Genomic DNA, 20,936 nt, shown 5'->3' with positions numbered 1-20,936 from the left:
CGCGTCGAGACGGGCGCGGTGCCGGCGGGGTTCGCATCAGGCCGCGTCACGGTCAGCGGTAGACCGCACGCTGGGCGGCACCGATCGTCGCCGCGTACACACCACCGGTGAGCGTGGCATCGCGGGCCAACGCCGCCCGCGCGGCGTTCGCACCCGGTGCCCCGTGGACCCCGGCGCCGGGATGCGCCGACGAACCGGCCAGAAAGAGCCGGTCAACAGGGGTGTCGGCGCGGCCGAGCCCCGGGACCGGGCGGAAGAAGAGCTGCTGGTGGGCGGCGGCCGTGCCACCACCGACTGTCCCGCCGACCAGGCTCGGGTCGCCCGCCTCCAGGTCCGCCGGTCCCGCCACGTGCCGGCCCACCACCAGCGCACGGAAGCCCGGGGCGGCCTCCTCCAGCACCTGCTCCATGCGCTCCACCTGCGCGGCGATCTCCTCGACCCGCCACCGCCGCCGGAACGGCAGGTGGGTGTACGACCACAACGACTCGGTACCGGGTGGCGAATGGCTGGGGTCGGCCACCGTCATCTGCCCGACCAACAGGAACGGGTCCCGGGGGAGTTCCCCGCGGGCCAGCGCCGCCGCATAGCTGGTCAGCCCGTCGAGGTCGGCTCCGAGGTGTACGGTGCCAGCGGTGGCGACCGCCTGGTTCCGCCACGGCACCGGTGCGGAGAGCGCCCAGTCGACCTTCAGCGTCGAGCCGTCCCAGCGGAACTGGGCCAGGTCCGCCACCAGCCGCGGCGGCAGGACGTCGGCCCCGACCAGATCCAGATAGAGCGCGGGTGCCGGCACGTCGGCGAGCACCGCACGGCGGGCCCGCCAGAGCCCGCCGTCCTCGGTCCGGACGCCCATCGCCCGCCCCCGGGCGGTCAGCACCCGATCCACCCGCGCGCCACAGCGGATCTGGCCGCCCCGGTCGGTGAGCCGGGCCACCAGCGCATCGGTGATCTGTTGGGCACCGCCGTCCGGCACCGGCCAACCGACCTGCTGACCGAGCATGGCCAGCAGCCATCCGTACGCCCCGGAGCCGGCTTCTTCCGGAGTCAGGTCGGTGTGCAGCGCGCAGCCGGCGAGCAGCGCCGTCCCGCCCGCTCCGGTGAAGAGTTCGTCGCCGAGCTGGCGTACCGGTGTCACCAACCGACGGGCCAGCCGCACCGCGCCGGCGACCCGCAGCCGGCGTAGCAGCGTGAGGCTGCTGCGCACCGGCGGGAAGGGGGTGGTGATGGCGTCCAACACCGGGCCGCCCACCTGGCGCCAGTCGTGGTAGGCCGTCAGCCACCGTTCCCCGTCCCCAGCCGCGAAGCTCTCCAGGGAGGCGGCGGTGGTCTCCGGGTCGCGGTTGAGCACCGCCGCCCGCCCGTCCGGCAGCAGGTGCGCCAAGACGTCGGGGGCATGTCGCCACCGCAGCCCGTACCGGTCCAGGCCGAGCCCGCGTAGCACCGGCGACGCGTAGCCAAGGGGGTAAAAGGAGCTGTAGAGGTCGCTCAGGTAGCCGGGAGCGGTGACCTGGGCTGATCGGACCGCGCCCCCGGGCGCCCCGGTCGCTTCCAGCACGAGTACGTCCCAGCCGGCGTCGGCGAGCAGGTTGGCGGCCACTAGGCCGTTGTGGCCCGCTCCGACGACGATGGCATCCGGGGACGCCACATCGACTCGACTCACTCGATCATGTTAGCCGGCGGTCTCCGGCACGAATAGCGTTTGCCCAGGGCTACCCGGGGCATCTACCGCCGCATGTACCCGGTTAATCAGCTCATCGGCGGGGTGTGGGGGGCGGGCGGCGAGGACGGCGACCTTGTCGTCCACGACCCGGCCGACGGCACTGCGGTCAGCTCGGTGCCGGTGGCGACGGCGGAGGAGGTCCGCAGGGCGGTGGCGGCGGCGCGGGGCGCCGCCGCCGAGTGGGCCAGGACGTCTCCGGCGGAACGGGCCGCCGCCCTACATCGGGCCGCGGACGCGGTGGCGGCGGCCGCCGCCGAGCTGGCGCAGGCCACCACCGTGGAGATGGGCAAGCCGCTCGCGGATGCGCGGGGCGGGGTGGAGGCGGGCGTGGCCACCCTGCGCCAGTACGCCGAGCTGGCACCGCTCCGCGGTGGGCGGACCCTACAGGGTGCCGCGGAGGCGATCGACTTCATGCTGCCGCAGCCGCGCGGCGTGGTCGCCGCGATCACCCCCTGGAACGATCCGGTCGCGGTCTCGTGTGGCCTGCTCGGCGCGGCGCTGGTCACCGGCAATGTGGTGCTCTACAAGCCCAGCGAACGGGCTCCGGCGACCGGATGGCTGCTGGCGAAGGCGGTGGACCCGGCATTACCGCCCGGCGTGCTCTCGCTGCTAACCGGCGGGCCCGAGGTGGGCGCGGAACTGGCCGCCCAGCCGGTGGACGTACTCGCCCACGTCGGTTCGACCGCCACCGGCCGGGCGATCGCCGCCACGGCGGCCCGAACCGGGGCGAAGGTGCTCCTCGAAAACGGTGGCTGCGACCCGCTCATCGTTGACGCGGACGTGGACCCGGAGTGGGCGGCCGAGCAGGCCGCCATGGGTGCGTTCGCCAACGCCGGCCAGATCTGCGTCGCCGTGGAGCGGATCTACGTACACCGGGATGTGGCCGAGGACTTCGTTGCCGCCCTGGTCGACCGGGCGCGGGCCCTGCGTACCGGACCGGGCGTGGATCCGGCCACGGAGCTGGGCCCGTTGGTTGACCGGCGGCACCGCGACCACGTGCACGGGCAGGTCACGGCCGCGGTGGCGCAGGGAGCCAAGCTTCGGATCGGCGGCACGCTACCGGATGGCCCGGGTGCCTTCTACCCGGCAACGGTGGTCACGGACTGCCGGCAGGACATGCCCCTGGTTCGCGACGAGACCTTCGCCCCGGTCGCCCCGGTCGTGGTGGTTGACTCGTTCTCGGCGGGCCTCCGGTGCGCGGCCGACTCATCGTACGGGCTCGCTGCGACCGTACTGACAGCGTCGATGAGTCATGCGCAGCGCGCCTGCCGGGACCTCCCGGTCGGCACCGTGAAGATCAACGCTGTCTTCGGCGGGGCGCCGGGCGGGGCCGCGCATCCGCGTCGGGGCAGCGGGCAGGGATTCGGGTACGGGCCGGAGTTGCTCGACGAGTTCACCGCCACCAAGGTGGTCCACCTTCAGGCGCCGGGCGGCGGACACTGGTGAGGTGGGCCGCCCGGCGCCGAAAAGGGTGTGGTGTCACGGCTCTGCGCCGGAATTTAACGGCTCCGGCCCTGCTGCCGGGCCTGGGCGGTCCGCCGGTTGTTGGCCTTCTCGATCGCCTGCACCAGTTCCGGCTTGGTCATGGTTGACCGGCCGGAGATGTCGAGTTTGCGGGCGACCCGCAACAGGTGGTCCTTGCTGGCGTTCGCGTCGACGCCCCCCGCTGTCGCCGCGCGGCGCCGGGGACCGCCACCGGCGGCCTGCTGATCGCTCGGCCCCTTGCGGCCCTTCGGCTCCCAGTGGTCGCCGACCTTTTCGAACTCATTCTTAACCGCCGCGAACGCGGTCCGGCTGGCCCGCTCCCCCCCGCCGTACGTCTGCAGGGCCGAGTCGTGGGTCTTCTCCCAGGTACGCTGCGCCTTGTCTGGGGAGCGTCGCAGCGTACTGGGCATGTCCTCCCGCCCGGGCATCTCGATCCTCCTCAGTGCGTCTACAGTTCCGCTTCACTGCGTCTACAGTGATCTTTCCCCACGACCGATCCGACAAACCGCATCTGGCCGGGGTTTACCCCCGGAGCCCGTCGGGTAGCGCAGAAGACATGGAACGCGGCAGCAGCAAGCACGGACCGAGGCTCGACGACGAGATGGAGAGCGAGGTCAGCGGCCTCGTACAGGGTCCGGGAGCGGCCGGATCGCGGGTCGACGAGTTCCGTCAGCCGGAACCGGCGGGCGAGGACCAACCGGAGCCCACAACGGCGCCGGCCGGCGCGCTGCGCAGCGGCAACCCACAGGGCATGAGCTCCGAGGATGTCGAGGCCCGCAGCCGGCTCGGGCGGTTCATCACGATGACGGCCCTGCCGGGCGACCGCGAGACCCTGGTCGCCAACGCACGGGACAACGACGCTCCGGCCGACCTGGTCGCCGAGCTGGAACGCCTGCCCACGGGAATCCGCTACCAGACGGTCTCGGAGATCTGGGCCGCGCTCGGGCACCGCAACGAGACGACCCGCTGGTAACCCGGGCCGGTCGCCCGGCCCGAGCCGCCGCAGACGGCGGGGAGGAGGAGCTAATGAGTGGTGTCGTGGAATACGTGGATGTCGCCGTCCCGGTCCGCACCGCCTACGACCAGTGGACCCAGTTCGAGGAGTTCCCACACTTCATGGAGGGGGTACAGGAGGTGCGGCACCTCTCCCCGACGATGACCCACTGGACCGTGGAGATCTCCGGGGTGCGCCGCGAGTTCGACGCCGAGATCACCGAGCAGCTCCCGGACGAGCGCGTCGCCTGGCGCTCGATCGGCGGCACCCAGCACGCGGGCGTGGTCACCTTCCACCGGCTGGACGAAAGCACCAGCCGGGTCACGCTCCAGCTCGATTTCGAGCCACACGGCGCGGTGGAGCACGCTGGGGACACGTTCGGCGTCGTGGACCACCGGGCCAAGGATAACCTGGAACGGTTCAAGCAGTTCATCGAAGAGCGCCACCACGCGACCGGCGCCTGGCGCGGCAAGGTCGACCGCCCGCAGCCCTGATCCACAGCGCTCTCGCCGACGGCCTCCAGCATCACCCGGGGGCCGTCGGCGGGTTTCGCGCGGCTGGAAGTCGGGTACCGCCGGAGGTATGACCGACGACAAGGCGTGGCGTGACGAGGAGCGGACTCCCCTGGCGGAGCTGGATCGGGCCATCGCTCGTTCGGCGATGGACGGCCAGGCCGACGACGTGACCGCGAACGACGCCGGTGAGGAGGCCGCGTTCGGGCACGGGCCCCAGGCGGTGGATCGCGGCGGCGAGGCTGCCGGGACCGGCCGGGAACCGACTGACCCGGACCGGGCCTATCGCCCGTCCACGACCGGGCGCACCGGACCAGACAACATGTGATCTCCAACACCGGCCTTCGCCACCGGGGTCGGTTCCCGCGCTTGAACCGGTACCGGGGTGCCCCGACCGACGGGACGCACCGGCACCGGCGCGAGCGCTGGGCGCCCCCGGCAGGCCATAGATCGCTTCGGTCGAGCCGGGACACCGGGCCGGGGGTCGGCCAACCGGTCGAGGAACAAAACCGCTGACCAGGCGAGGTCAACCGCCCGTTCCGCGGGTTAGTCTCGTTCCCCATGCGCGCACCGTTCGAACGGGGCAACCCCCGCCTGCTCGTTGACGCCGCCCGCTCGACGCTGGCGTCGCTGTCCAGCACCGTGGGCACCGACGGCCTGGCAGCGGCAGCGGCGCGGCCCGGGCTCCTCGCCTTGGTCGACCAGCACGCCGCGGCGGTCCGGGAAAGCCTGGATGGGGATCACCGGCCGCTCACCGTCGCTGCCCTGGCCGGCTACACGGAGGGAATCCACGCCGCCGCCCGGGACCACAACTGGCATCCGCCGGCGGGGCCGATCGACTGGGCGGCGCCGCCGGACTGGCTCCTCACCCGTCTCCTCGCGGTCGCCGCCCTGGCCAGTTCCCTGGACGGTCCCCGGCCGGCCCCGCTCCCGCCGCTCTGAACCGAATCGGGGGTGGCCCGATGGTGACCACCCCCGTCCTCCGGTCGCCGCTCAACGGTCGAACTGTTGGGTGTCATCGCCCGAGCCGCGACCACCGCTACCCGCGGTCGCCGCCTCGTGGGACTTCGCCTGCGCCCGTTCCCGTTCGGGCCCGGTCCGGTCTGCCATCTGCCGCTCGACGTCGCTACGGCCGGCTCCCTGGGCCTGCCGGTGCTGCTGGACAGCCCGTCCCTCCTCGGCCATCCGGTTCAGCCAGCCCTCCCAACGGCTCTGCATCGGCTTGACCAGACCACCACCGACACCCACGATCAGGATGCCGGCCACCGTGGCGAGCACGGCGATCAGCACCGGCGTGGTCACCGTGGTGGCGATGCCGACCTGGTTCAGCGCCGCGATCACACCGAGGGCCAGGATGAAGACGGCCGCCACATCGGCTAGGACCCGGCCGTACGTGAGACCGCCGAGCGCACCACTGACCAGGTCACGGACCGCGCTCGCAATGGCCGCAGCCACCACCACGATGACGATCGCCACGAACGCTCGCGGTATCCAGGCCACCACACCACTGATCAGGTCACTGATCGCGTTGGGTCCCCACACCCCGAAGGCGAACTGCAGCGTGAACAGCAGTACGGCGTAGTACGCGAGCCGCGCGAGGATGTCACTGGCGTCGTACCTGGTACGCGCCAGGGCCCGTTTGATGCCGCCACGCTCCACGGCCCGGTCGAAGTTCACCCGTTCCAGCGCCGCGTCCACCGCTTTGAGGACGGCTCGGGCGATGAGCCATCCGATCACGAGGATCACGATGAACGCGATGGCTCTCGGTATGAACAACAGCACCGCCCGCCACATATCGGTCAAGGCGGCCCCGATGTCGACCTGCCGCACCGCGAGGGTTTCCGGCATGATGCCCTCCTTCACATGGACTACCTCGCGCGCATACCCCGTCACCGCACCGGCACTCCGCAGCGATCCGCGGCGTTTTCCGACCGTCGCCGGGTCGCCTTGACCTGCCGACGAAGACCGCTCCGGTAGCCACCGCCTCCGAACCCACCCCCGGGCGTGGGGTGTGGCGCTACTGGTCGGCTCGGGCGAGAAGGGCCCGGGCCAGGTCATGGCCGGAGCGCCAGGCGGTCTGGGCGCGCGGCGGGCCGAAGGCGTCGCCGGCCAAGCCGATCCCGTCGGCATCCAGGTGGTAGGTGGCCGCCGCCGCCACGGTCGGCTTCGCGTACGTCCACCGGTGCACGTACCGCTCCTCGGCCGATATCGGCAAATCGAGCAGGTCGTGAACGGCCAGCTCGATGGCGGGGGCCGCAGCGGCGGGCTGAGCCAGGTGCGCGGCGGCGAATTCCGGGGTGGTGTGCGCGACGAGAACCGGTGCCGCGTCGCCCCGGCGGTCGCCATCATCACAGACCAGTGCGAGCACCGGATGGTCGTTGACGAAGGCACCGCGTAGTTCGCCCCAACAGCGTTCCGGGAAGCGCAGCATCGCGGCGAGCGACGGCGACCAGCCCTGGGCTCGCGTGGCCCGGGTCGCGGCGGCCAGGGCCGGGTCCAGCAGCGGCGCCGCCTGTGGGCCGGGCATGGCCAGCACCACCGCCGCGCAGGGCTGCCCATCCACGGTCGGGCCGGGTCCGACGCTGTGCACCGGACGGCCGAGGTCCACCGGCAGATCCTGGGCGAGCTGCTCCACCAGCGAGCGCAGCCCGCCGGGCGCGGCCCAACGCATGGGCCCCACGACCTCCTGCCGACCTTCGCCACGGTACGCAAGGAAGGTGTCGGTCCATTCGCGGGCCAGGCCCGCCGCCCGCCACTGCCGCAGCACCGCGGCGAAGCCCGGGTCACTGACCGTCAGGTACGCGGCGCCCAGGTCCACCGGGCGCCCCGCGAAACGCCGGCTGGCCATCCGTCCGCCGGCCACCCGCCCCCGTTCCCGAAGCTGCACCGGTACGCCCGCCCGGACCAGTTCCCGGGCGCAAGCCACCCCGGCCAGACCCGCGCCGACCACCACCACGCCTGCCGCTTCCCCGGACACCGGTCGAGCCTACTGGTCGCCGGTGCGCCGCCACCCATGGTTCGGCCCCCGCCGGGGCACGAGCACGGGTTACCCCCTTGGCCAACGGGGAACGTGGATGGTTGACGAAGGAGGAGACTCATGAACACACCTTCGCGTCCGACCTCCGCCTGGCGCCCCGGACTGTCGGGCGGCGACACCATCCCCTCCGGTCCGGCGGGTCATCCGTCGCCACCCAGCGGCGACGGCGACGGGCCGGGAATGGGGCCGCCGACCGTGACTATCGGCTCATACCCGGACTATCGCACCGCCCAGCGGGTTGTTGACTACCTGGCGGACAACCGGTTCCCGGTAGAGCACACGGCCATTGTCGGCACCGACCTAACCCTGGTCGAGACAGTCCTCGGCCGGCTGAGTACCGGACGGGCGGGGCTGCTCGGTGCCGGTACCGGCGCCTGGTTCGGTCTCTTCATCGGGTTGCTGTTCGGCATCTTCACCGCGGGAAACTGGCTCGCGGCAGTTCTCGCCGGTCTGGTGATCGGAGCGATCTGGGGTGCGGTGTTCGGGGCGGTGGCGCATGCGATGACCGGCGGTCGCCGTGACTTCACCTCGGCCAGTTCGCTCCGCGCCAACCAGTACGCGGTCATCGTGGATGAGCAGTATGTCGAGCAGGCCCGGCAACTGCTGGGCCGGCTACACCTGCAGGAACCGCAGCGACAACGGGACTAACCCGCACCGCCAGAACGCACGGCTGCCGGCCGCCACCAACCGGGCGGAGGGGCTGTGCCGACGCCGGACCGATACCGAGTGCGTCCCGGCCGCCACCGGTGGCGGCCGGGATGCACCGTGGCCACGTCAGGAGAGCACGAATATGCCCGCGACACCCAAGAGCACCATCACCAACACAGCCACCAGTGCCCCCCGCTCCCCCTCGGCCGCCGATGGGCGGTGTTCGGTTCCGCGGTTCGTCGTCTCACCGGGCATAAAACGGGCCTCCTCGATGCTCGGGGCGCTCCCGTCCGGCTGCGGGCCGGTCGGGAGGTGGGTCCGAATCAGGTGGACGCGCCCGTTGCCGCGAGGGCTGTCGCGCTCCGCCGCTGGACGCACCGAGGAGTGAGTTACCCACCTGGGCAGGAGGTAACCGCGCCGAGCCGCCTGTTCAGGCCCCGGCAAGCGGGAGGCCAGGGTACGGGCCAAGCGGGCGGCGGGAGCGGTGGCCGGGCTGCAGAGCCCGGCCACCGCGGGGGTCAGATCAGCGGGGTTCCCGCCACATCGGCCAGAACGGCGTGCCGTCGGGCAACCGGAACGGCTCACGTACCTGATAGCCGTGCTTGGCGTAGAGCTCGACGCCAAGCTCGCTGGAGGCCTCCAGGTATCCGGGCATCCGGTTGGCGTCCAGCCACGCGTGGTGGTGCCGCAACAGCGCGGTGCCCACTCCCCGGCCCTGTACGTCCGGCTGCACGGCGAGGAAGGCGAGGTGGTGGTGGTCGGGCTGCGGATGGTTCGCGGCGAAGAGCTCATCGAGGTGGACGAAACGATCCGTCCACTCACCACACACCGCGGCGAGCCGGGCATCGTAATCCGGTGGCGGGGGCACCGGATCCGCCCCGATCGAGGGAAGCCAGACGGCCACCCCGGTCAGATCGGTGGTTCCGAAGACCAGGCCGTGCCGCATCGCGTGGTCGACCAAGATCTCGAAATGTCCGACGAGCACCGCCTCCCGCTTGCTTTCGTCGGGCACCAGCCAACGCGGCGCGTCGAGCACCCGGAACGCCTCGGCGATCCGCTCCGCGACCAGCCCCGTCCGTTCCGGCCCGAGACGTTCGACACCGATACCGGTCACCGCTGGGCCTCCGCCCGCTCCGGCACCGCTGGCAGTTGGTCGGACGTCTCCGGCAGGGCCGTGGCGGAGCTCTCCGCGCCGAGCCCGATCCGGGCGTAGATGCCTGGACGGTTGGACCGCAGTACCAGCCCCCACACCACACCTAGCAGCGCGGCCACCAGGTACGCGATCGGGACTCCCCAACGCAGGGGGTGGTCAGTCGGGACGCCGAGCAGGTCGGCGAAGTTGACCACCGCCAGGGTGAAGACAGTCAGTAGTGCAACCGCGGCGAGTCCGGGTGCCACTGCCCGCCGCCACAGCGACTCCTCCCGGCCGTTGCGGGCGAAGTAAGTGATCACCGCAATCGATGTGATGGCGATCAGCAGCAGCACCCCGAAGGATCCGCTGGTACCGCACCAGAAGAAGAGCTGCACGATCGGGTCCCACCCGTTAACCGCGTACAGCACGATCACGAACAGGCCGAGCGCGCTCTGGGCGAGGGAGGCCGTGCGAGGCGCGCCGCTGCTCGGCGAGGTCCGCCCGAGGGCCGCCGGCAGCACCCGTTCCCGGCCGAGGGCGAACGCGTACCGCGCGGTGGTGTTGTGGAAGGAGATCATCGCGGCCAACACCGACGTCAGGAACAGCACCTGGCCGATGGTTACGACGCTGTCACCGAGGTGCTCGGCGGCCAGGTTGAAAATCAGGTTGACACTCTGCTCGCCAGCCTGCTCGGAGATCTGGTCCGGCCCGACCGCGACGGTCATACTCCACGACGAGAGTGCGTAGAGGACCGCGATAATCGCGATAGACAGGTAGGTAGCAACCTTCACCGTCCGGCGGGGATCCTTGCTCTCCTCGCTGAACACCACCGCCGCCTCGAACCCGACGAATCCGAGGATCACCAGCACCAGCACCGCGCCAAGGCCTGGGACGAAGAGGTTGCTTGGTGCGAACGCTGCGAAACTGAGCTGGCCACCGGCGGGGTTGCCCAGCTGGGCGAGGTCGAAGACCAGGACCACTGCGATCTCGGCGAGCAGCAGCACGGCAAGGACCTTGCCGTTGATGTCGACCCGAAGCAGCCCCAGCACGGCGACGGCCGCCCAGGCACCGAGAGCCACCAGCCACCACTCCACGCTGACGCCGAAGAGCCGGTCCAGGACCGGCTCGGCGGCAGCGCCGATGGTGCCGTACAAACCGACCTGCAGGGCGTTGTAGGCGATCAGCGCCACCCAGGCGGCACCGACACCGGCTGGCCGACCCAAACCGCGGGAAATGTACGAGTAGAAAGCGCCGGCGTTGGCCAGCCGGCGGGCCATCGTGACGTAGCCAACTGAGAAGAGGGCGAGCAACGCGGCGACCACGAGGAAGGCCAGCGGGATGCCGAGCACGCCGATGACGCCGTAGCCGGTGGTCACCACGCCTGCCACCACGGTCAGTGGTGCGGCTGCAGAAAGGACGAAGAAAACCACCGATGGCACACCGAGTCGGCCGCGCGCCAGTGCCTCAGATACGTTGCTACGTTTTTCTATGGTTGCTGTCGAGGGCATTAACCACTCCGGTTGAGATACACAAGGGATGTTGATTCGCGGTCACGAAGAACCGCGTAGCACCGCCGCCCCGACAGCCGCCTCAGTCTGCGTCGCCAGTTCCTTCAACGGCGGGGGCAGCGAGGCGACCAGTTCGGTGAACCGGTGCTCGGCTTGGGGTTCGGCGCTCCACAGCAACTCCCGCCTCAGGCCCGCCGCAGCAATCATCCCGAGTAGCACCGCGTCCGCGAGGGTCGTCGGTGGAGGATCCGACCGCTCCAGCAGTACCCGCAGGCGGGTCGCCGGCCAGGCTGCCGCATTCGGGTCAATCGGCACATAGTCGACCCTGGTACGGAGCAGCCGTCGGGTCTCTTGACGACGCAACACGCCCGCCCGGGACAGCCGCTCCCCCACCGAGGTGGCGGCGCTCTGAGCGAGGAAACTGAGCCAGGTGCGCACCGCCCGGTGTTGTGCCTCGCCGACCATCTGGTCGAGCACGGTATGGGCCAACGCATCGGTTGGGGGCCGACTATTGACCATCGAAACTTCTCCGCCAACCACGGTGATATGTCCACCTAGGATCAACTCACCCAGGAGGCAGCCAGCGAGCCCAAGACCCGTGGCAGACGAGTGCAACTTCGCCTTGCCCCGGGTGTCACTGTGGGCGATCAGGAAGAATTCGTCGGCGACCAGCAACCTGATCCTCCCAGCTGTCTCGTCTACCGTGATCGCAACTGGGCAAGAATGCACTACGTCATGCTGAAAGTGCAACTCGCAATGAGGAGGGTTGTACTTCGCATCCGTACCGCCTGGATCTTGTCGGGACAGACTCGGAGGGGCACCGCGAGCCCGACCGTACGGCACCGGATCGCCCGTGAACCCTCGCCAGCACCTGCGCGCACCCCAACATGACCCTCGATGTCGCCGCCAGCCAGCTGGGCGTGCCCAGGAGCAACCTGTCCCGAACCGAGAGGACGAGGCCGCCTCGCCCAGACTGAGGCGTACCCACGATAGGTCTTCCGGAGCGCACCACCGTCGAGAAAGGACCGCAGCGAAAGGTCGCCGTGCGGCCGCGCGGCCAGGGAGTATCGCCCCGCGGCGATCCGGTGCAGGTGTCGGTCGTGCCACCCCGGCCTGGTGTACCTTCGTCTCCGGCCTCGACGGGGTACGCGGCGCCGGTCCCACCGACGGTGGGACACTCCTGCTGTGTTCTCCGACGCCCCCATTGAGCTACCGGTCCGGCCGGTGGTACCGACGGTGCTGGCGGCACTGCGCGCTACCGGCACCGCCGTGCTGGTAGCGCCGCCGGGCAGCGGCAAGACCACGCTGCTCCCGCTCGCCGTCGCCGAGGAGGTGACCGGCCGGGTGCTGGTGGCGCAGCCCCGTCGGATGGCCGCCCGCGCCGCCGCCCGCCGGATGGCCGCGCTGCTCGGCGAACGGGTGGGCGAGCGGGTCGGGTACGCGGTGCGGGGCGACCGCCGCGTCGGACCACGCACCCGGATCGAGGTGGTGACGACCGGACTGCTGGTCCGCCGGCTGCACCACGACCCGGAGCTGACCGGCAGCAGCGCCGTCCTGCTCGACGAGATCCACGAACGGCAGCTCGACGCCGACCTGGCGCTCGCGTTCACGGTGGAGGCGCGGGCCGCGCTCCGCCCGGAGCTGTGGCTACTCGGCATGTCGGCCACCCCCGACTCGGATCGGGTCGCCGCGCTGCTGGGCGGTGACACGCCCGCACCGGTGGTGCAGGCGTCAGCGGCGGCGCACCCGGTGGCCCGGATCTGGGCACCGCCGCCCCGCCCGGTCTTGCCCGCTGGCAGCGGCCGGGTGGATCCGGTGCTACTCGACCATGTCGCGGCGACCATCCGGCGGGCCCTCCGCGAGCACGACGGCGACGTGTTGGTCTTCCTCCCCGGCACTGGAGAGATCGCCGCCGTCCGCGCCCGACTGGCCGGCCTGCCCGCCGAGGTCACGGTCCTGCCGTTGCACGGCCGGCAGCGCCCAGCGGAGCAGGACGCCGTGTTGCAGGCGCAACCGTTCCGGCTCGGCACGTCCGACGCCGCACCCCGCGCCGGCTCCGCACGCGGCCGTCGGCGGGTGGTGCTGGCGACGTCGGTCGCCGAGAGCAGCCTGACGGTGCCGGGGGTACGGGTGGTCGTCGACTCGGGGCTGGCCCGCGTCGCGCGTACGGACCTCGCCCGCGGGCTGGGCGCGCTGGTCACCGTCCCGGTGTCCCGGGCCGCCGCCACCCAGCGGGCCGGTCGGGCCGGCCGGGAGGGCCCGGGGCAGGTGTACCGCTGCTGGTCGGCTGCGCAGCACGAACGACTCCCCGCACAGCCGGAGCCAGAGATCGCGACCGCCGACCTGACCCGGTTCGCGCTGGACATCGCGGCCTGGGGCACGCCGGACGGACACGGCCTCGCGCTACCGGACCCACCACCGCGAGCCGCGCTCGCCGTGGCCCAGGAGTCTCTCGTCGCGCTCGGCGCGCTGGACGCCGATCGGCGGGTCACCAGCCGCGGCCGGGCGATCGCCGCGGTCGGCACGCACCCCCGGCTGGGTCGCGCCCTGATCGACGGCGCCGCCCAGCTGGGCCCGGACCGCGCGGCCGAGGTGGTCGCCCTCCTCGCCGAGGAGGGGGTCACCGGCTCCCGGGACGACCTCACCGCCGCGCTGCGACGGCTTCGCTCCGGAACGGACGCCGCCGCCACGAACCGCTGGCGAGCCGAGGTACGCCGGCTGCGTACCGCCCTGCCCGCGGGCCCGGGACCGACGACGCCGGAGCCCAGCCGCCCCGACGACCTGGCCGCGGGGCTGGTCGTCGGCCTGGCGTACCCGGAACGGCTGGCCCGCATCCGGCGGCCCGGCGACCCGACGTACCTGATGAGTGGTGGGACCGCTGCGACGCTGGCGCCCGGGTCGGCGCTGACCGATTCGGTGTGGCTGGCGGTCGCGGTCGCCGACCGGACGCCGGGGGCGCCGGCTGCCCGAATCCGACTGGCGGCTCCGATCGACGAGGCGACCGCCCGGGCGGCGGGCGGCTCGCTGCTGACCACGGCGCGCGAGGTGGCCTGGTCCGGGACGGATGTGGTGGCTCGGGAGGTGGTCCGACTTGGCTCCCTCGACCTCGTGGAACGCCCGCTCGTCGCGCCACACCGGGACGAGTTGTGCAACGCGCTCGTGGACGGCCTCCGCCGTACCGGGCTGGGGCTGCTGACCTGGTCCCCGGCGGCCCGGGCGTTACGCGAGCGGTTGGCGTTCTGCCACACGGCCCTCGGCGCCGAGTGGCCGAAGGTTGACGACGAGGCGCTGCTGGCGGCGGCGCCGGACTGGCTCGCGCCGGAGCTGGCCGGGGCACGACGGCGGGCCGACCTGGCCCGGATTGATGTGCTCTCCGCGCTGCGCCGCCTGCTGCCCTGGTCACTCGCGGCCCGCCTGGACGAACTCGCCCCGGAGCGACTCCCGGTGCCCAGCGGTTCCCGGATCCGCGTCGACTACACGGATCCGGCCACGCCGGTGTTGGCGGTCCGGCTCCAGGAGACCTTCGGCTGGCCGGAGGCGCCCCGGATCGCTGCTGGTCGGGTCCCCGTTCTGCTGCGACTCCTCTCCCCCGCCGGGCGTCCCGTCGCGGTCACCGCGGACCTGGCGTCTTTCTGGCGTTCCGGCTACCCGCAGGTGCGGGCGGAGCTGCGCGGGCGCTATCCACGGCACTCCTGGCCGGTGGATCCGACGACCGCCGAGCCGACCCGGCGGGCCAATCCGCGCCGCCGCTGAGCCTCACTCCGCCACCAGGTCGGCGACGACGGCGGTGATGTTGTCCGGGCCACCGGCGTGCAGCGCCAGGTCGATCAACTTTCGGGCGCACTCGGTCCGGTCGGGGTATTCGGCGAGCACCCCGGTGAGCGTCTCGGGGCGGACCACGTTCGACAGCCCGTCGCTGCACAGCAACCAACGATCGCCGGCCCAGGGGACCATCGTCGCGTAGGCCGGGGAGACCTCCTCGCCCTGCAGCGCCTGGGTTACGACGGCTCGCCGGGGGTGGCTACTCGCCTCGTCCGGGGTGATGACCCCCTGGTCAACGAGGAGCTGCACGAACGTGTCGTCCCGGGTGATCTGTTTGAGCACGCCCTCGCGGAACAGGTACGCCCGGGAGTCACCGACGTGCGCCAACGCGAGGCAGCTGCCCGTTCGGGAAAGGAGCAGGGCGGTCAGCGTCGTACCCATGCCCTGGCGCTCCGGCTCCGCACTGACGGCCTGCCGAATTCGTGCCGTCCCCACCGCAATGGCCCGCTGCAAGGCAGCTACCAGCTCGTCTTCCGGGGTCGCCACGTCGATTGGCGCAATGGAACTGATCGCCATCGAGCTGGCAAGATCACCAGCGGCCATCCCACCCATACCGTCGGCGACGGCGACGAGCCAGCTACCTGAGTGCAGGGCGTCCTGGTTCCCACTCCGGATCAGCCCACGGTCGCTCATGCCGAACGAACGCAGCTTCAAGGTCATGGGAGGCAGCCTGCCAGGCGAAGAGGCCGTTGTCTCAAGGAGGCACCCCGGCCCGGCGTGGCGCGGCGAATCTCACCGTCGTCGAGCCCCACCATCGGAGAGCCGACGCCCTCGGCCCGGGCAGCGGCGTAGGTATCTCCCCGCCAGCGATGGGCATGGCGAACTCCGCTCACTCGAACAGCGAGTGCCGGGTGCCTGGTTCCTCCCGGCGACGCGCGCCCCGCCGCCGCTGGATGATCACCAGGTCGACGACGGCGACCACGGCGAAGAGGGCGCAGACCACCCCCAGCCAGACCACCCCCGCCCGGAACGCCAGCACGCCGAAGACCACCATCGTGATCAAGCCGAAGCTGGCGAGCACCAGGCGAAGGTTGAGCGCGCTGTAGGCGTGACCGACGGTGCCACGGGCACGCCGGGGCTGCGATCTCGTCATCACCTGGGCCTACCCGCCGAGGGCCCGCCTAACCCGGAGCCGTTCCGGCCAGCGCACACCCCACCGGGAGCCCGCCCCGGTCAGAAGCAACGTCCGACCGGTGTTGTTCCGACCGTGCGGGATGGCCGCGGTGAATCGGCTCACCACCCGGGTTAGTCGCGTTACACCAACGCGCCGCACACCGGTCAATCCGGGTTTCGGCGAGGAACATGGAGACATGACCAGGACGCCCTCGATGCCAGTGACCGTCTCCGTCGCCCGACGCACCGACCCGGCGCGAACCCCGGAGATGGTGGCGTGGATGCGCGCCGGTACGGCGTTGGCGGAGGCGTTTCCCGGCTTTCTCGGGGCCGGATGGATCCGCAGCGCACCCGGATCCGGCGAGTGGCACATGCTCTACCGGTTCGCCGACGACGAGACGCTGCGTCGCTGGGAGGAGTCACCGCAGCGGCACTGGTGGCTGGCCTCGGCGCAGGGCGTCGTCGAGCACACCCAGGTGGAACGCCGGACCGGGGTCGAGGGCTGGTTCTCCCGGCAGGTTGTCGAGCCGGTCAGCGCAGAGCCGACCGCTCCGCCACCGTCGCCGCCGCGTTGGAAGCAGGCGGTGACGATCTGGTTGGCGTTCTTCCCCCTCAGCCTGACCGCGACCCTGCTGACCGGCCGGCTCATCCCGGATGTCCCGGTGCCGGCTCGGGTACTGATCATGACATTGACGCTGACACCACTGATGACGTACGTGGTGTTGCCCCGGATCACCCAGGCGCTCGGCTGGTGGCTGCACGGTCGGCCTCGCCCCCGCGGCCCACGATAAAGAACCGCGGACAGCGGTTCCCGCGCCGGCTGGCGCCGCACCGCGATTCGGTGCTGCATTTCCGACACTGCCCGACCACCACCCCGCCCGCGCCCATAGAGTGCCCAGGCAATCACTCGCCGCTCGGCCGCTTGGGGAAGCCATGCCTCGACGCTGGGTCACCGCCGTCGTCTGCCTACTCGCGCTCGTCGCACTCGCCTGCGAAAGCGGCGGCGGCACAGCACCCAGCCCCGATCCAGGGTCACCCGGCACCGAGGCCGGCGGGATCGCCGCCCTCGGCGATTCGATCAGCACCGGCTTCGGTTCCTGCCTGGTAGTGGCCCCGTGCGAACGCAACTCCTGGTCAACCGGGAACAGCCTCCGGATGGAGAGCCACTACCGACGGCTACTGGAACATGATCCGGCGCTCCGTGGGCAGGCGTTCAACCACGCGCAGGCGGGAGCCCGGGCGTCCGCGCTAGCCGGCCAGGCGGAGCAGGCGACGCGGAACCGACCGGGCCGGATCACCGTACTCATCGGCGCCAACGACGTCTGTCACGGCGAAGTAGCGGCGATGACCCCGGTGGAGACGTTCCGGAGTCAGGTGGACCGCGGGCTACAGGTGCTGGATGCGGAGCTGCCGAAGGCGCGGCTGCTGGTGGTGAGCATTCCGGACCTGTACCGACTCTGGGAGGTGGGGCACACCAACGAACGGGCGGTACGGGCCTGGAGTCTGGGAATCTGCCCGGCCCTGCTCAAGAATCCGACCTCCACCGACCCGGCGGATCGTTCCCGACGAGACGCCGTACGCGAACGGGTCGCCGACTACAACGAACAGCTCGCCGCGGCCTGCGCGGCGTACGGCTCCCGCTGCCGCTACGACGACGGTGCCGCCCACCGGCTCCGGTTCACGCTGGACCTGGTCAGCACCTTTGACTGGTTCCACCCCAACCTCGCCGGCCAAGAGCGGCTCGCCGAGGTCACCTGGGAAGCCTGGGGACGCATCGCCTGACGTGGCAGTCCCCGGTGTCATCACACCGGCAACCCACCCCACTGTGCTGGTGGTACAGCGCCTGCGAGCGCGCGGCGAGTTCCCTGGTTGCCGAGGAACTCGCCCAGGTACCCAGGATGATGGCGACGCCCGGCAGCACCTTCGCGACAACCCGTTTGGTGGCCCGCGCACCGGCCATCTGGGCAAGTTGGGCACCGAGGCGAAGCGTCACCTGGCCGAGCGGGGCCGGAGCGGGCTGGGCCGGACCGGGTTGGGCCGGACCGAACAGGGCCGGGCCGAACGGGGCCGGACGGAGCGGGGCCTGGCCGGCGCCAGGGCCGAAGAGCGCATCAGCGCGCTCCCGGCCGGCGGCCGCCCCGAGCGCGAGCCGTGCGTCGTGCGCGGCCTGGTGCACCTTCTGCAACACCAGCAGGTCAACGGCGCGATCATGGTGCGTGGCGTCCAGCCCGTGGGCGGCTGCGACGTGCAACACCATCCGGGCCTGCGTCCAGGCGAGGAGACCCACGTCGATCACCAGGCCGGGCAGGCCCGGTGCTCCGGAGGCCACCTCGGGGAACCGGGCGTGGTTGACGAATCGGCGAACCGCCTGCTCGGCCAGGTCCTCCTCCGGCACCGTCTCGGACTGCTCGGCGCGGACCCGCCGCGCCCACCGAGCCGCCTCCGGACCGAGGTGGCGCACCGCTGCCAGGGCGAGGTGCTCCGGCGCGTACTGCGGGTCCTCGCGCATCCGGTCCCACAGCTCGGCTGGCGGCTCCGCGACAGCCGGGGCCGCCTCGGGTGTCTGCGGCGGGCGAGCGTCGGGCTGACCATCGGCGGGCGCGGCATCAGTCACTGTGGGCTCCCCGGGGTCTGTGGCTGGGCGGCCTACCTGCCAGCTTCACCGCTGGCGCGGACAGGGTCAACGCTGGGAGCGGAGGAACGTCCCGATCCGGTGGTTGCGAGACATGTCGGCCTCCTTCCGTGGTGCTGTATCCAGATGTAGCTCGCCGGGGCAACCTCCGCACGGAGCCCACCCAATGTCCGTCCACTGTGGCTCACAGTCGCTGGGCGTACGGCGAGTTGACGCCGGTCGCCGGGCCCGTCCCCGGCCGGCAGGGGCGTCCCGGCGTAGCGAACACCCCATCCTGGCAGGCCCGGCCGGAAGCGCGGACCGGGGCCCGGCCTGGGGCACGGCGGAATGCCGCGGGACTGCGGGTAGTTTCCCCAACCGGGTGCCGTTCGTGCATGACGGCCCACAGCCACATCCAGGGAGGTCCGCACCGGTGCTCGACCCACACGAGCTCTACGAACTCACCGACGATCTGCCCGACCTCGGGCAGCCCGTCCTGATCCAGGCGCTCTCCGGCTTCGTTGACGCCGGTAACGCCACCCGGTTGGCGCGCGAGCAACTACTCACCTCGCTCGACGCGCGGCCGGTGGCCCGGTTCGACCTGGACCAGCTCTTCGACTACCGCTCGCGCCGGCCGGTGATGACCTTCGTCGAGGACCACTGGGAGTCCTACGACGCGCCGGCCCTGGAGCTGCACCTGCTCCGGGACGACGCCGACACCCCGTTCCTGCTGCTCACCGGCCCCGAGCCGGACCTGCAGTGGGAACGCTTCGTCGCCGCCGTGGCCGGGCTATCCGCCCGGTTGGACGTCCGGCTGACCGTCGGGCTCAACGCCATCCCGATGGCGGTGCCACACACCCGCCGCACCGGCGTCACCGCCCACGCCACCCGACGTGAGCTCACCGCGGGCTACGAGCCATGGCTGCAACGGGTGCAGGTGCCGGGCAGCATCGGACACCTGCTGGAGTACCGCCTCGGCGAGCAGGGCCGGGACGCGCTGGGCTTCGCGGCGCACGTGCCGCACTACGTTGCGCAGACCGAGTACCCCGCCGCCGCCGAGGTGCTGCTCGCCTCAGTGTCACGCAGCACCGGGCTCCTCCTTCCCTGCGAAAATCTGCGGGCCGCGACCGAGGCGGTACGGACGGAAATCGACCGGCAGGTTGCCCAGACCGAGGACGCCGCAGCGCTGGTCCAGGCGCTGGAGGAGCAGTACGACGCCTTCGCCCGGGGACGCGGCCAGCCGAACCTGCTCAACACCGGGTCCGAGGCCCTGCCGACCGCCGAAGAACTGGGTGCCGAGTTGGAACGTTTTCTGGCCGAGCAGACCCGCCCCAACGACAACCCCGGCGGCTGAACCGGCCGCCGGCTCCGACGGGACGCCAAGTCGACCGCAGGACCGGTCGGAGGGTTGAGCCCGGTCACCTACGGCCCAACGGGCCACGCCGAGAGTGCGGGACGGGGAGCGGCACCGAGTGCCCTCCCCGACAGCCCGTCGGCGACACGCCCCGGGCGCGCGGCAGGTCGGCGACAGATCGGGCAGGCTGGGACCATGCGCCTGGCGACGTGGAACGTCAACTCCGTTAAGGCCCGCCTGCCTCGGCTGCTCGACTGGCTGGCGGGCACGAAACCCGATGTGGTCTGCCTCCAGGAGACCAAGTGTCCGGACGGCGCGTTCCCGGTCGCCGAGGTTGGCGCGCTCGGCTACACGGTCGCCAGCCACAGTGACGGCCGGTGGAACGGGGTCGCCATTCTGTCCCGGGTCGGCCTGACCGATGTCACCCTCGGCTTCCCCGACGAGCCGGGCTTTCCCGAGCCGGAGGCCCGCGCCCTCGCCGCCACCTGCGCCGGACTGCGGGTCTGGTCGGTCTACGTGCCCAACGGCCGGACCCTCGACGACCCGCATTACGCGTACAAACTGGCCTGGCTCGGCGCACTGCGGGACGCGCTGGAGGGCGAACTGACCGGCGGTGCGCCGTTGGTGGTGTGCGGCGACTTCAACGTGGCGCCCACCGACGCGGATGTCTGGGATCCGACCCTGTTCACCGGCTCCACCCACGTCACGCCCGCCGAACGAGCCGCGCTCGCGGCGCTACGCGACCTGGGCCTCGCCGATGTCGTACCAACCCCGATGAAGGGCCCGCACCCGTTCACCTACTGGGACTATCGGGCCGGAATGTTCCATCAGAACAAGGGCATGCGGATCGACCTGGTGTACGCCTCGGCTCCGTTCGCCCGCGTCGTCCGGGCCGCATACGTGGACCGGGAGGCCCGCAAGGGTAAGGGCCCCTCCGACCACGCTCCGATCGTCGTGGACGCCGACCCTGCCCCGGCGGTGGAGGCGTTCTGAGTGCCGGCCG

At 71.7% G+C, this 20,936-nt stretch carries 21 protein-coding genes; 11 read left to right on the top strand and 10 right to left on the bottom strand.

Going from position 1 to position 20,936, the window contains the following annotated elements; genetic code table 11:
* Positions 1 to 52 precede the first annotated feature (52 nt).
* The gene (locus SALPAC2_RS0101675; RefSeq protein ID WP_397540866.1) at positions 53 to 1,642 is read right to left on the bottom strand and encodes a phytoene desaturase family protein; all 1,590 of its coding nucleotides are present in this window, start codon (positions 1,640 to 1,642) and stop codon (positions 53 to 55) included.
* 87 nt (positions 1,643 to 1,729) lie between these two features.
* On the opposite strand from SALPAC2_RS0101675, the gene SALPAC2_RS0101670 reads away from it, so the two are divergent.
* Positions 1,730 to 3,163, top strand: coding sequence for an aldehyde dehydrogenase family protein (locus SALPAC2_RS0101670; protein ID WP_026184304.1), 1,434 nt, complete (start codon positions 1,730 to 1,732; stop codon positions 3,161 to 3,163).
* Between the two features lie 53 nt (positions 3,164 to 3,216).
* On the opposite strand, the gene SALPAC2_RS0101665 is transcribed toward SALPAC2_RS0101670, so the two are convergent.
* Entirely contained in the window at positions 3,217 to 3,630 is a 414-nt protein-coding gene (locus SALPAC2_RS0101665; RefSeq protein WP_018214896.1) for a ChaB family protein, read from the bottom strand.
* A gap of 128 nt (positions 3,631 to 3,758) precedes the next feature.
* Between SALPAC2_RS0101665 and SALPAC2_RS0101660 the strand changes: the two genes are divergently transcribed.
* The 4 genes from SALPAC2_RS0101660 to SALPAC2_RS0101645 all read left to right on the top strand — a co-directional run bounded on the left by SALPAC2_RS0101660 (position 3,759) and on the right by SALPAC2_RS0101645 (position 5,650).
* Complete coding sequence (locus tag SALPAC2_RS0101660) at positions 3,759 to 4,175, top strand: DUF2795 domain-containing protein (protein WP_018214895.1); 417 nt, start codon at positions 3,759 to 3,761, stop codon at positions 4,173 to 4,175.
* Positions 4,176 to 4,228: 53 nt separating this feature from the next.
* Entirely contained in the window at positions 4,229 to 4,690 is a 462-nt protein-coding gene (locus tag SALPAC2_RS0101655; RefSeq protein WP_018214894.1) for an SRPBCC family protein, read from the top strand.
* An 88-nt stretch (positions 4,691 to 4,778) separates the two neighbouring features.
* Entirely contained in the window at positions 4,779 to 5,036 is a 258-nt protein-coding gene (locus tag SALPAC2_RS0101650; protein WP_018214893.1) for a hypothetical protein, read from the top strand.
* Positions 5,037 to 5,269: 233 nt separating this feature from the next.
* Positions 5,270 to 5,650 (top strand): DUF6401 family natural product biosynthesis protein, encoded by a 381-nt coding sequence (locus SALPAC2_RS0101645; protein WP_018214892.1) that lies wholly within the window; start codon positions 5,270 to 5,272, stop codon positions 5,648 to 5,650.
* Between the two features lie 51 nt (positions 5,651 to 5,701).
* On the opposite strand, the gene SALPAC2_RS0101640 is transcribed toward SALPAC2_RS0101645, so the two are convergent.
* Positions 5,702 to 6,556, bottom strand: coding sequence for a mechanosensitive ion channel family protein (locus tag SALPAC2_RS0101640; RefSeq protein WP_026184303.1), 855 nt, complete (start codon positions 6,554 to 6,556; stop codon positions 5,702 to 5,704).
* 169 nt (positions 6,557 to 6,725) lie between these two features.
* The gene (locus SALPAC2_RS0101635; RefSeq protein ID WP_018214890.1) at positions 6,726 to 7,664 is read right to left on the bottom strand and encodes an NAD(P)/FAD-dependent oxidoreductase; all 939 of its coding nucleotides are present in this window, start codon (positions 7,662 to 7,664) and stop codon (positions 6,726 to 6,728) included.
* Between the two features lie 261 nt (positions 7,665 to 7,925).
* On the opposite strand from SALPAC2_RS0101635, the gene SALPAC2_RS0101630 reads away from it, so the two are divergent.
* Positions 7,926 to 8,393, top strand: coding sequence for a general stress protein (locus SALPAC2_RS0101630; RefSeq protein ID WP_188115869.1), 468 nt, complete (start codon positions 7,926 to 7,928; stop codon positions 8,391 to 8,393).
* Between the two features lie 523 nt (positions 8,394 to 8,916).
* On the opposite strand, the gene SALPAC2_RS0101620 is transcribed toward SALPAC2_RS0101630, so the two are convergent.
* Genes SALPAC2_RS0101620 through SALPAC2_RS0101610 form a run of 3 tightly spaced genes read right to left on the bottom strand, consistent with a single transcriptional unit; the run spans position 8,917 to position 11,708 of the window.
* Complete coding sequence (locus tag SALPAC2_RS0101620) at positions 8,917 to 9,507, bottom strand: GNAT family N-acetyltransferase (RefSeq protein ID WP_018214887.1); 591 nt, start codon at positions 9,505 to 9,507, stop codon at positions 8,917 to 8,919.
* The gene (locus tag SALPAC2_RS0101615; protein WP_026184302.1) at positions 9,504 to 11,033 is read right to left on the bottom strand and encodes an APC family permease; all 1,530 of its coding nucleotides are present in this window, start codon (positions 11,031 to 11,033) and stop codon (positions 9,504 to 9,506) included. Before SALPAC2_RS0101615 ends, SALPAC2_RS0101620 begins: the two co-directional genes overlap by 4 nt.
* 42 nt (positions 11,034 to 11,075) lie before the next feature.
* The gene (locus SALPAC2_RS0101610) at positions 11,076 to 11,708 is read right to left on the bottom strand and encodes a GOLPH3/VPS74 family protein (RefSeq protein WP_018214885.1); all 633 of its coding nucleotides are present in this window, start codon (positions 11,706 to 11,708) and stop codon (positions 11,076 to 11,078) included.
* Between the two features lie 510 nt (positions 11,709 to 12,218).
* On the opposite strand from SALPAC2_RS0101610, the gene hrpB reads away from it, so the two are divergent.
* Positions 12,219 to 14,786: an ATP-dependent helicase HrpB gene (hrpB, locus tag SALPAC2_RS0101605; RefSeq protein WP_018214884.1), complete on the top strand. Its 2,568-nt coding sequence runs from the start codon at positions 12,219 to 12,221 to the stop codon at positions 14,784 to 14,786.
* Positions 14,787 to 14,789: 3 nt separating this feature from the next.
* On the opposite strand, the gene SALPAC2_RS0101600 is transcribed toward hrpB, so the two are convergent.
* Positions 14,790 to 15,515 carry a PP2C family protein-serine/threonine phosphatase gene (locus tag SALPAC2_RS0101600; protein ID WP_018214883.1) on the bottom strand — a complete coding sequence of 242 codons (726 nt, stop codon included), beginning with the start codon at positions 15,513 to 15,515 and terminating at the stop codon, positions 14,790 to 14,792.
* A 169-nt stretch (positions 15,516 to 15,684) separates the two neighbouring features.
* Entirely contained in the window at positions 15,685 to 15,948 is a 264-nt protein-coding gene (locus tag SALPAC2_RS0101595; protein WP_018214882.1) for a DUF6343 family protein, read from the bottom strand.
* Positions 15,949 to 16,165: 217 nt separating this feature from the next.
* On the opposite strand from SALPAC2_RS0101595, the gene SALPAC2_RS0101590 reads away from it, so the two are divergent.
* A complete protein-coding gene (locus SALPAC2_RS0101590) occupies positions 16,166 to 16,759 on the top strand; it encodes an antibiotic biosynthesis monooxygenase (RefSeq protein ID WP_026184301.1) in 594 nt (197 codons plus the stop codon).
* Between the two features lie 142 nt (positions 16,760 to 16,901).
* A complete protein-coding gene (locus SALPAC2_RS0101585) occupies positions 16,902 to 17,750 on the top strand; it encodes an SGNH/GDSL hydrolase family protein (protein ID WP_018214880.1) in 849 nt (282 codons plus the stop codon).
* Here the strand turns inward: SALPAC2_RS0101585 and SALPAC2_RS0101580 are convergent.
* A complete protein-coding gene (locus tag SALPAC2_RS0101580; protein WP_018214879.1) occupies positions 17,719 to 18,582 on the bottom strand; it encodes a hypothetical protein in 864 nt (287 codons plus the stop codon). The genes SALPAC2_RS0101585 and SALPAC2_RS0101580 overlap by 32 nt on opposite strands.
* 430 nt (positions 18,583 to 19,012) lie before the next feature.
* Here SALPAC2_RS0101580 and SALPAC2_RS0101575 point away from each other — a divergent pair, with 430 nt between their 5' ends.
* Together SALPAC2_RS0101575 and SALPAC2_RS0101570 are read left to right on the top strand one after the other, a co-directional pair.
* Positions 19,013 to 19,933: a proteasome assembly chaperone family protein gene (locus tag SALPAC2_RS0101575; protein WP_018214878.1), complete on the top strand. Its 921-nt coding sequence runs from the start codon at positions 19,013 to 19,015 to the stop codon at positions 19,931 to 19,933.
* 195 nt (positions 19,934 to 20,128) lie between these two features.
* A complete protein-coding gene (locus SALPAC2_RS0101570) occupies positions 20,129 to 20,926 on the top strand; it encodes an exodeoxyribonuclease III (RefSeq protein WP_018214877.1) in 798 nt (265 codons plus the stop codon).
* The last annotated feature ends 10 nt before the right edge of the window (positions 20,927 to 20,936 follow it).

Source organism: Salinispora vitiensis, assembly GCF_000378825.1.
Classification (GTDB): Bacteria; Actinomycetota; Actinomycetes; order Mycobacteriales; family Micromonosporaceae; genus Micromonospora; species Micromonospora vitiensis.
The sequence above is the reverse complement of the archived record's forward strand: the minus strand, read 5'-3'. Positions and strand labels throughout refer to the sequence as shown.

Coding starts and splice junctions, on each gene's coding strand:
- SALPAC2_RS0101670 (WP_026184304.1), top strand. CDS start 1,730: ATGTACCCGGTTAATCAGCTCATCGGCGGGGTGTGGGGGGCGGGCGGC.
- SALPAC2_RS0101665 (WP_018214896.1), bottom strand. CDS start 3,630: ATGCCCGGGCGGGAGGACATGCCCAGTACGCTGCGACGCTCCCCAGAC.
- SALPAC2_RS0101660 (WP_018214895.1), top strand. CDS start 3,759: ATGGAACGCGGCAGCAGCAAGCACGGACCGAGGCTCGACGACGAGATG.
- SALPAC2_RS0101655 (WP_018214894.1), top strand. CDS start 4,229: ATGAGTGGTGTCGTGGAATACGTGGATGTCGCCGTCCCGGTCCGCACC.
- SALPAC2_RS0101650 (WP_018214893.1), top strand. CDS start 4,779: ATGACCGACGACAAGGCGTGGCGTGACGAGGAGCGGACTCCCCTGGCG.
- SALPAC2_RS0101645 (WP_018214892.1), top strand. CDS start 5,270: ATGCGCGCACCGTTCGAACGGGGCAACCCCCGCCTGCTCGTTGACGCC.
- SALPAC2_RS0101640 (WP_026184303.1), bottom strand. CDS start 6,556: ATGCCGGAAACCCTCGCGGTGCGGCAGGTCGACATCGGGGCCGCCTTG.
- SALPAC2_RS0101630 (WP_188115869.1), top strand. CDS start 7,926: ATGGGGCCGCCGACCGTGACTATCGGCTCATACCCGGACTATCGCACC.
- SALPAC2_RS0101615 (WP_026184302.1), bottom strand. CDS start 11,033: ATGCCCTCGACAGCAACCATAGAAAAACGTAGCAACGTATCTGAGGCA.
- SALPAC2_RS0101600 (WP_018214883.1), bottom strand. CDS start 15,515: ATGACCTTGAAGCTGCGTTCGTTCGGCATGAGCGACCGTGGGCTGATC.
- SALPAC2_RS0101595 (WP_018214882.1), bottom strand. CDS start 15,948: ATGACGAGATCGCAGCCCCGGCGTGCCCGTGGCACCGTCGGTCACGCC.
- SALPAC2_RS0101590 (WP_026184301.1), top strand. CDS start 16,166: ATGACCAGGACGCCCTCGATGCCAGTGACCGTCTCCGTCGCCCGACGC.
- SALPAC2_RS0101585 (WP_018214880.1), top strand. CDS start 16,902: ATGCCTCGACGCTGGGTCACCGCCGTCGTCTGCCTACTCGCGCTCGTC.
- SALPAC2_RS0101570 (WP_018214877.1), top strand. CDS start 20,129: ATGCGCCTGGCGACGTGGAACGTCAACTCCGTTAAGGCCCGCCTGCCT.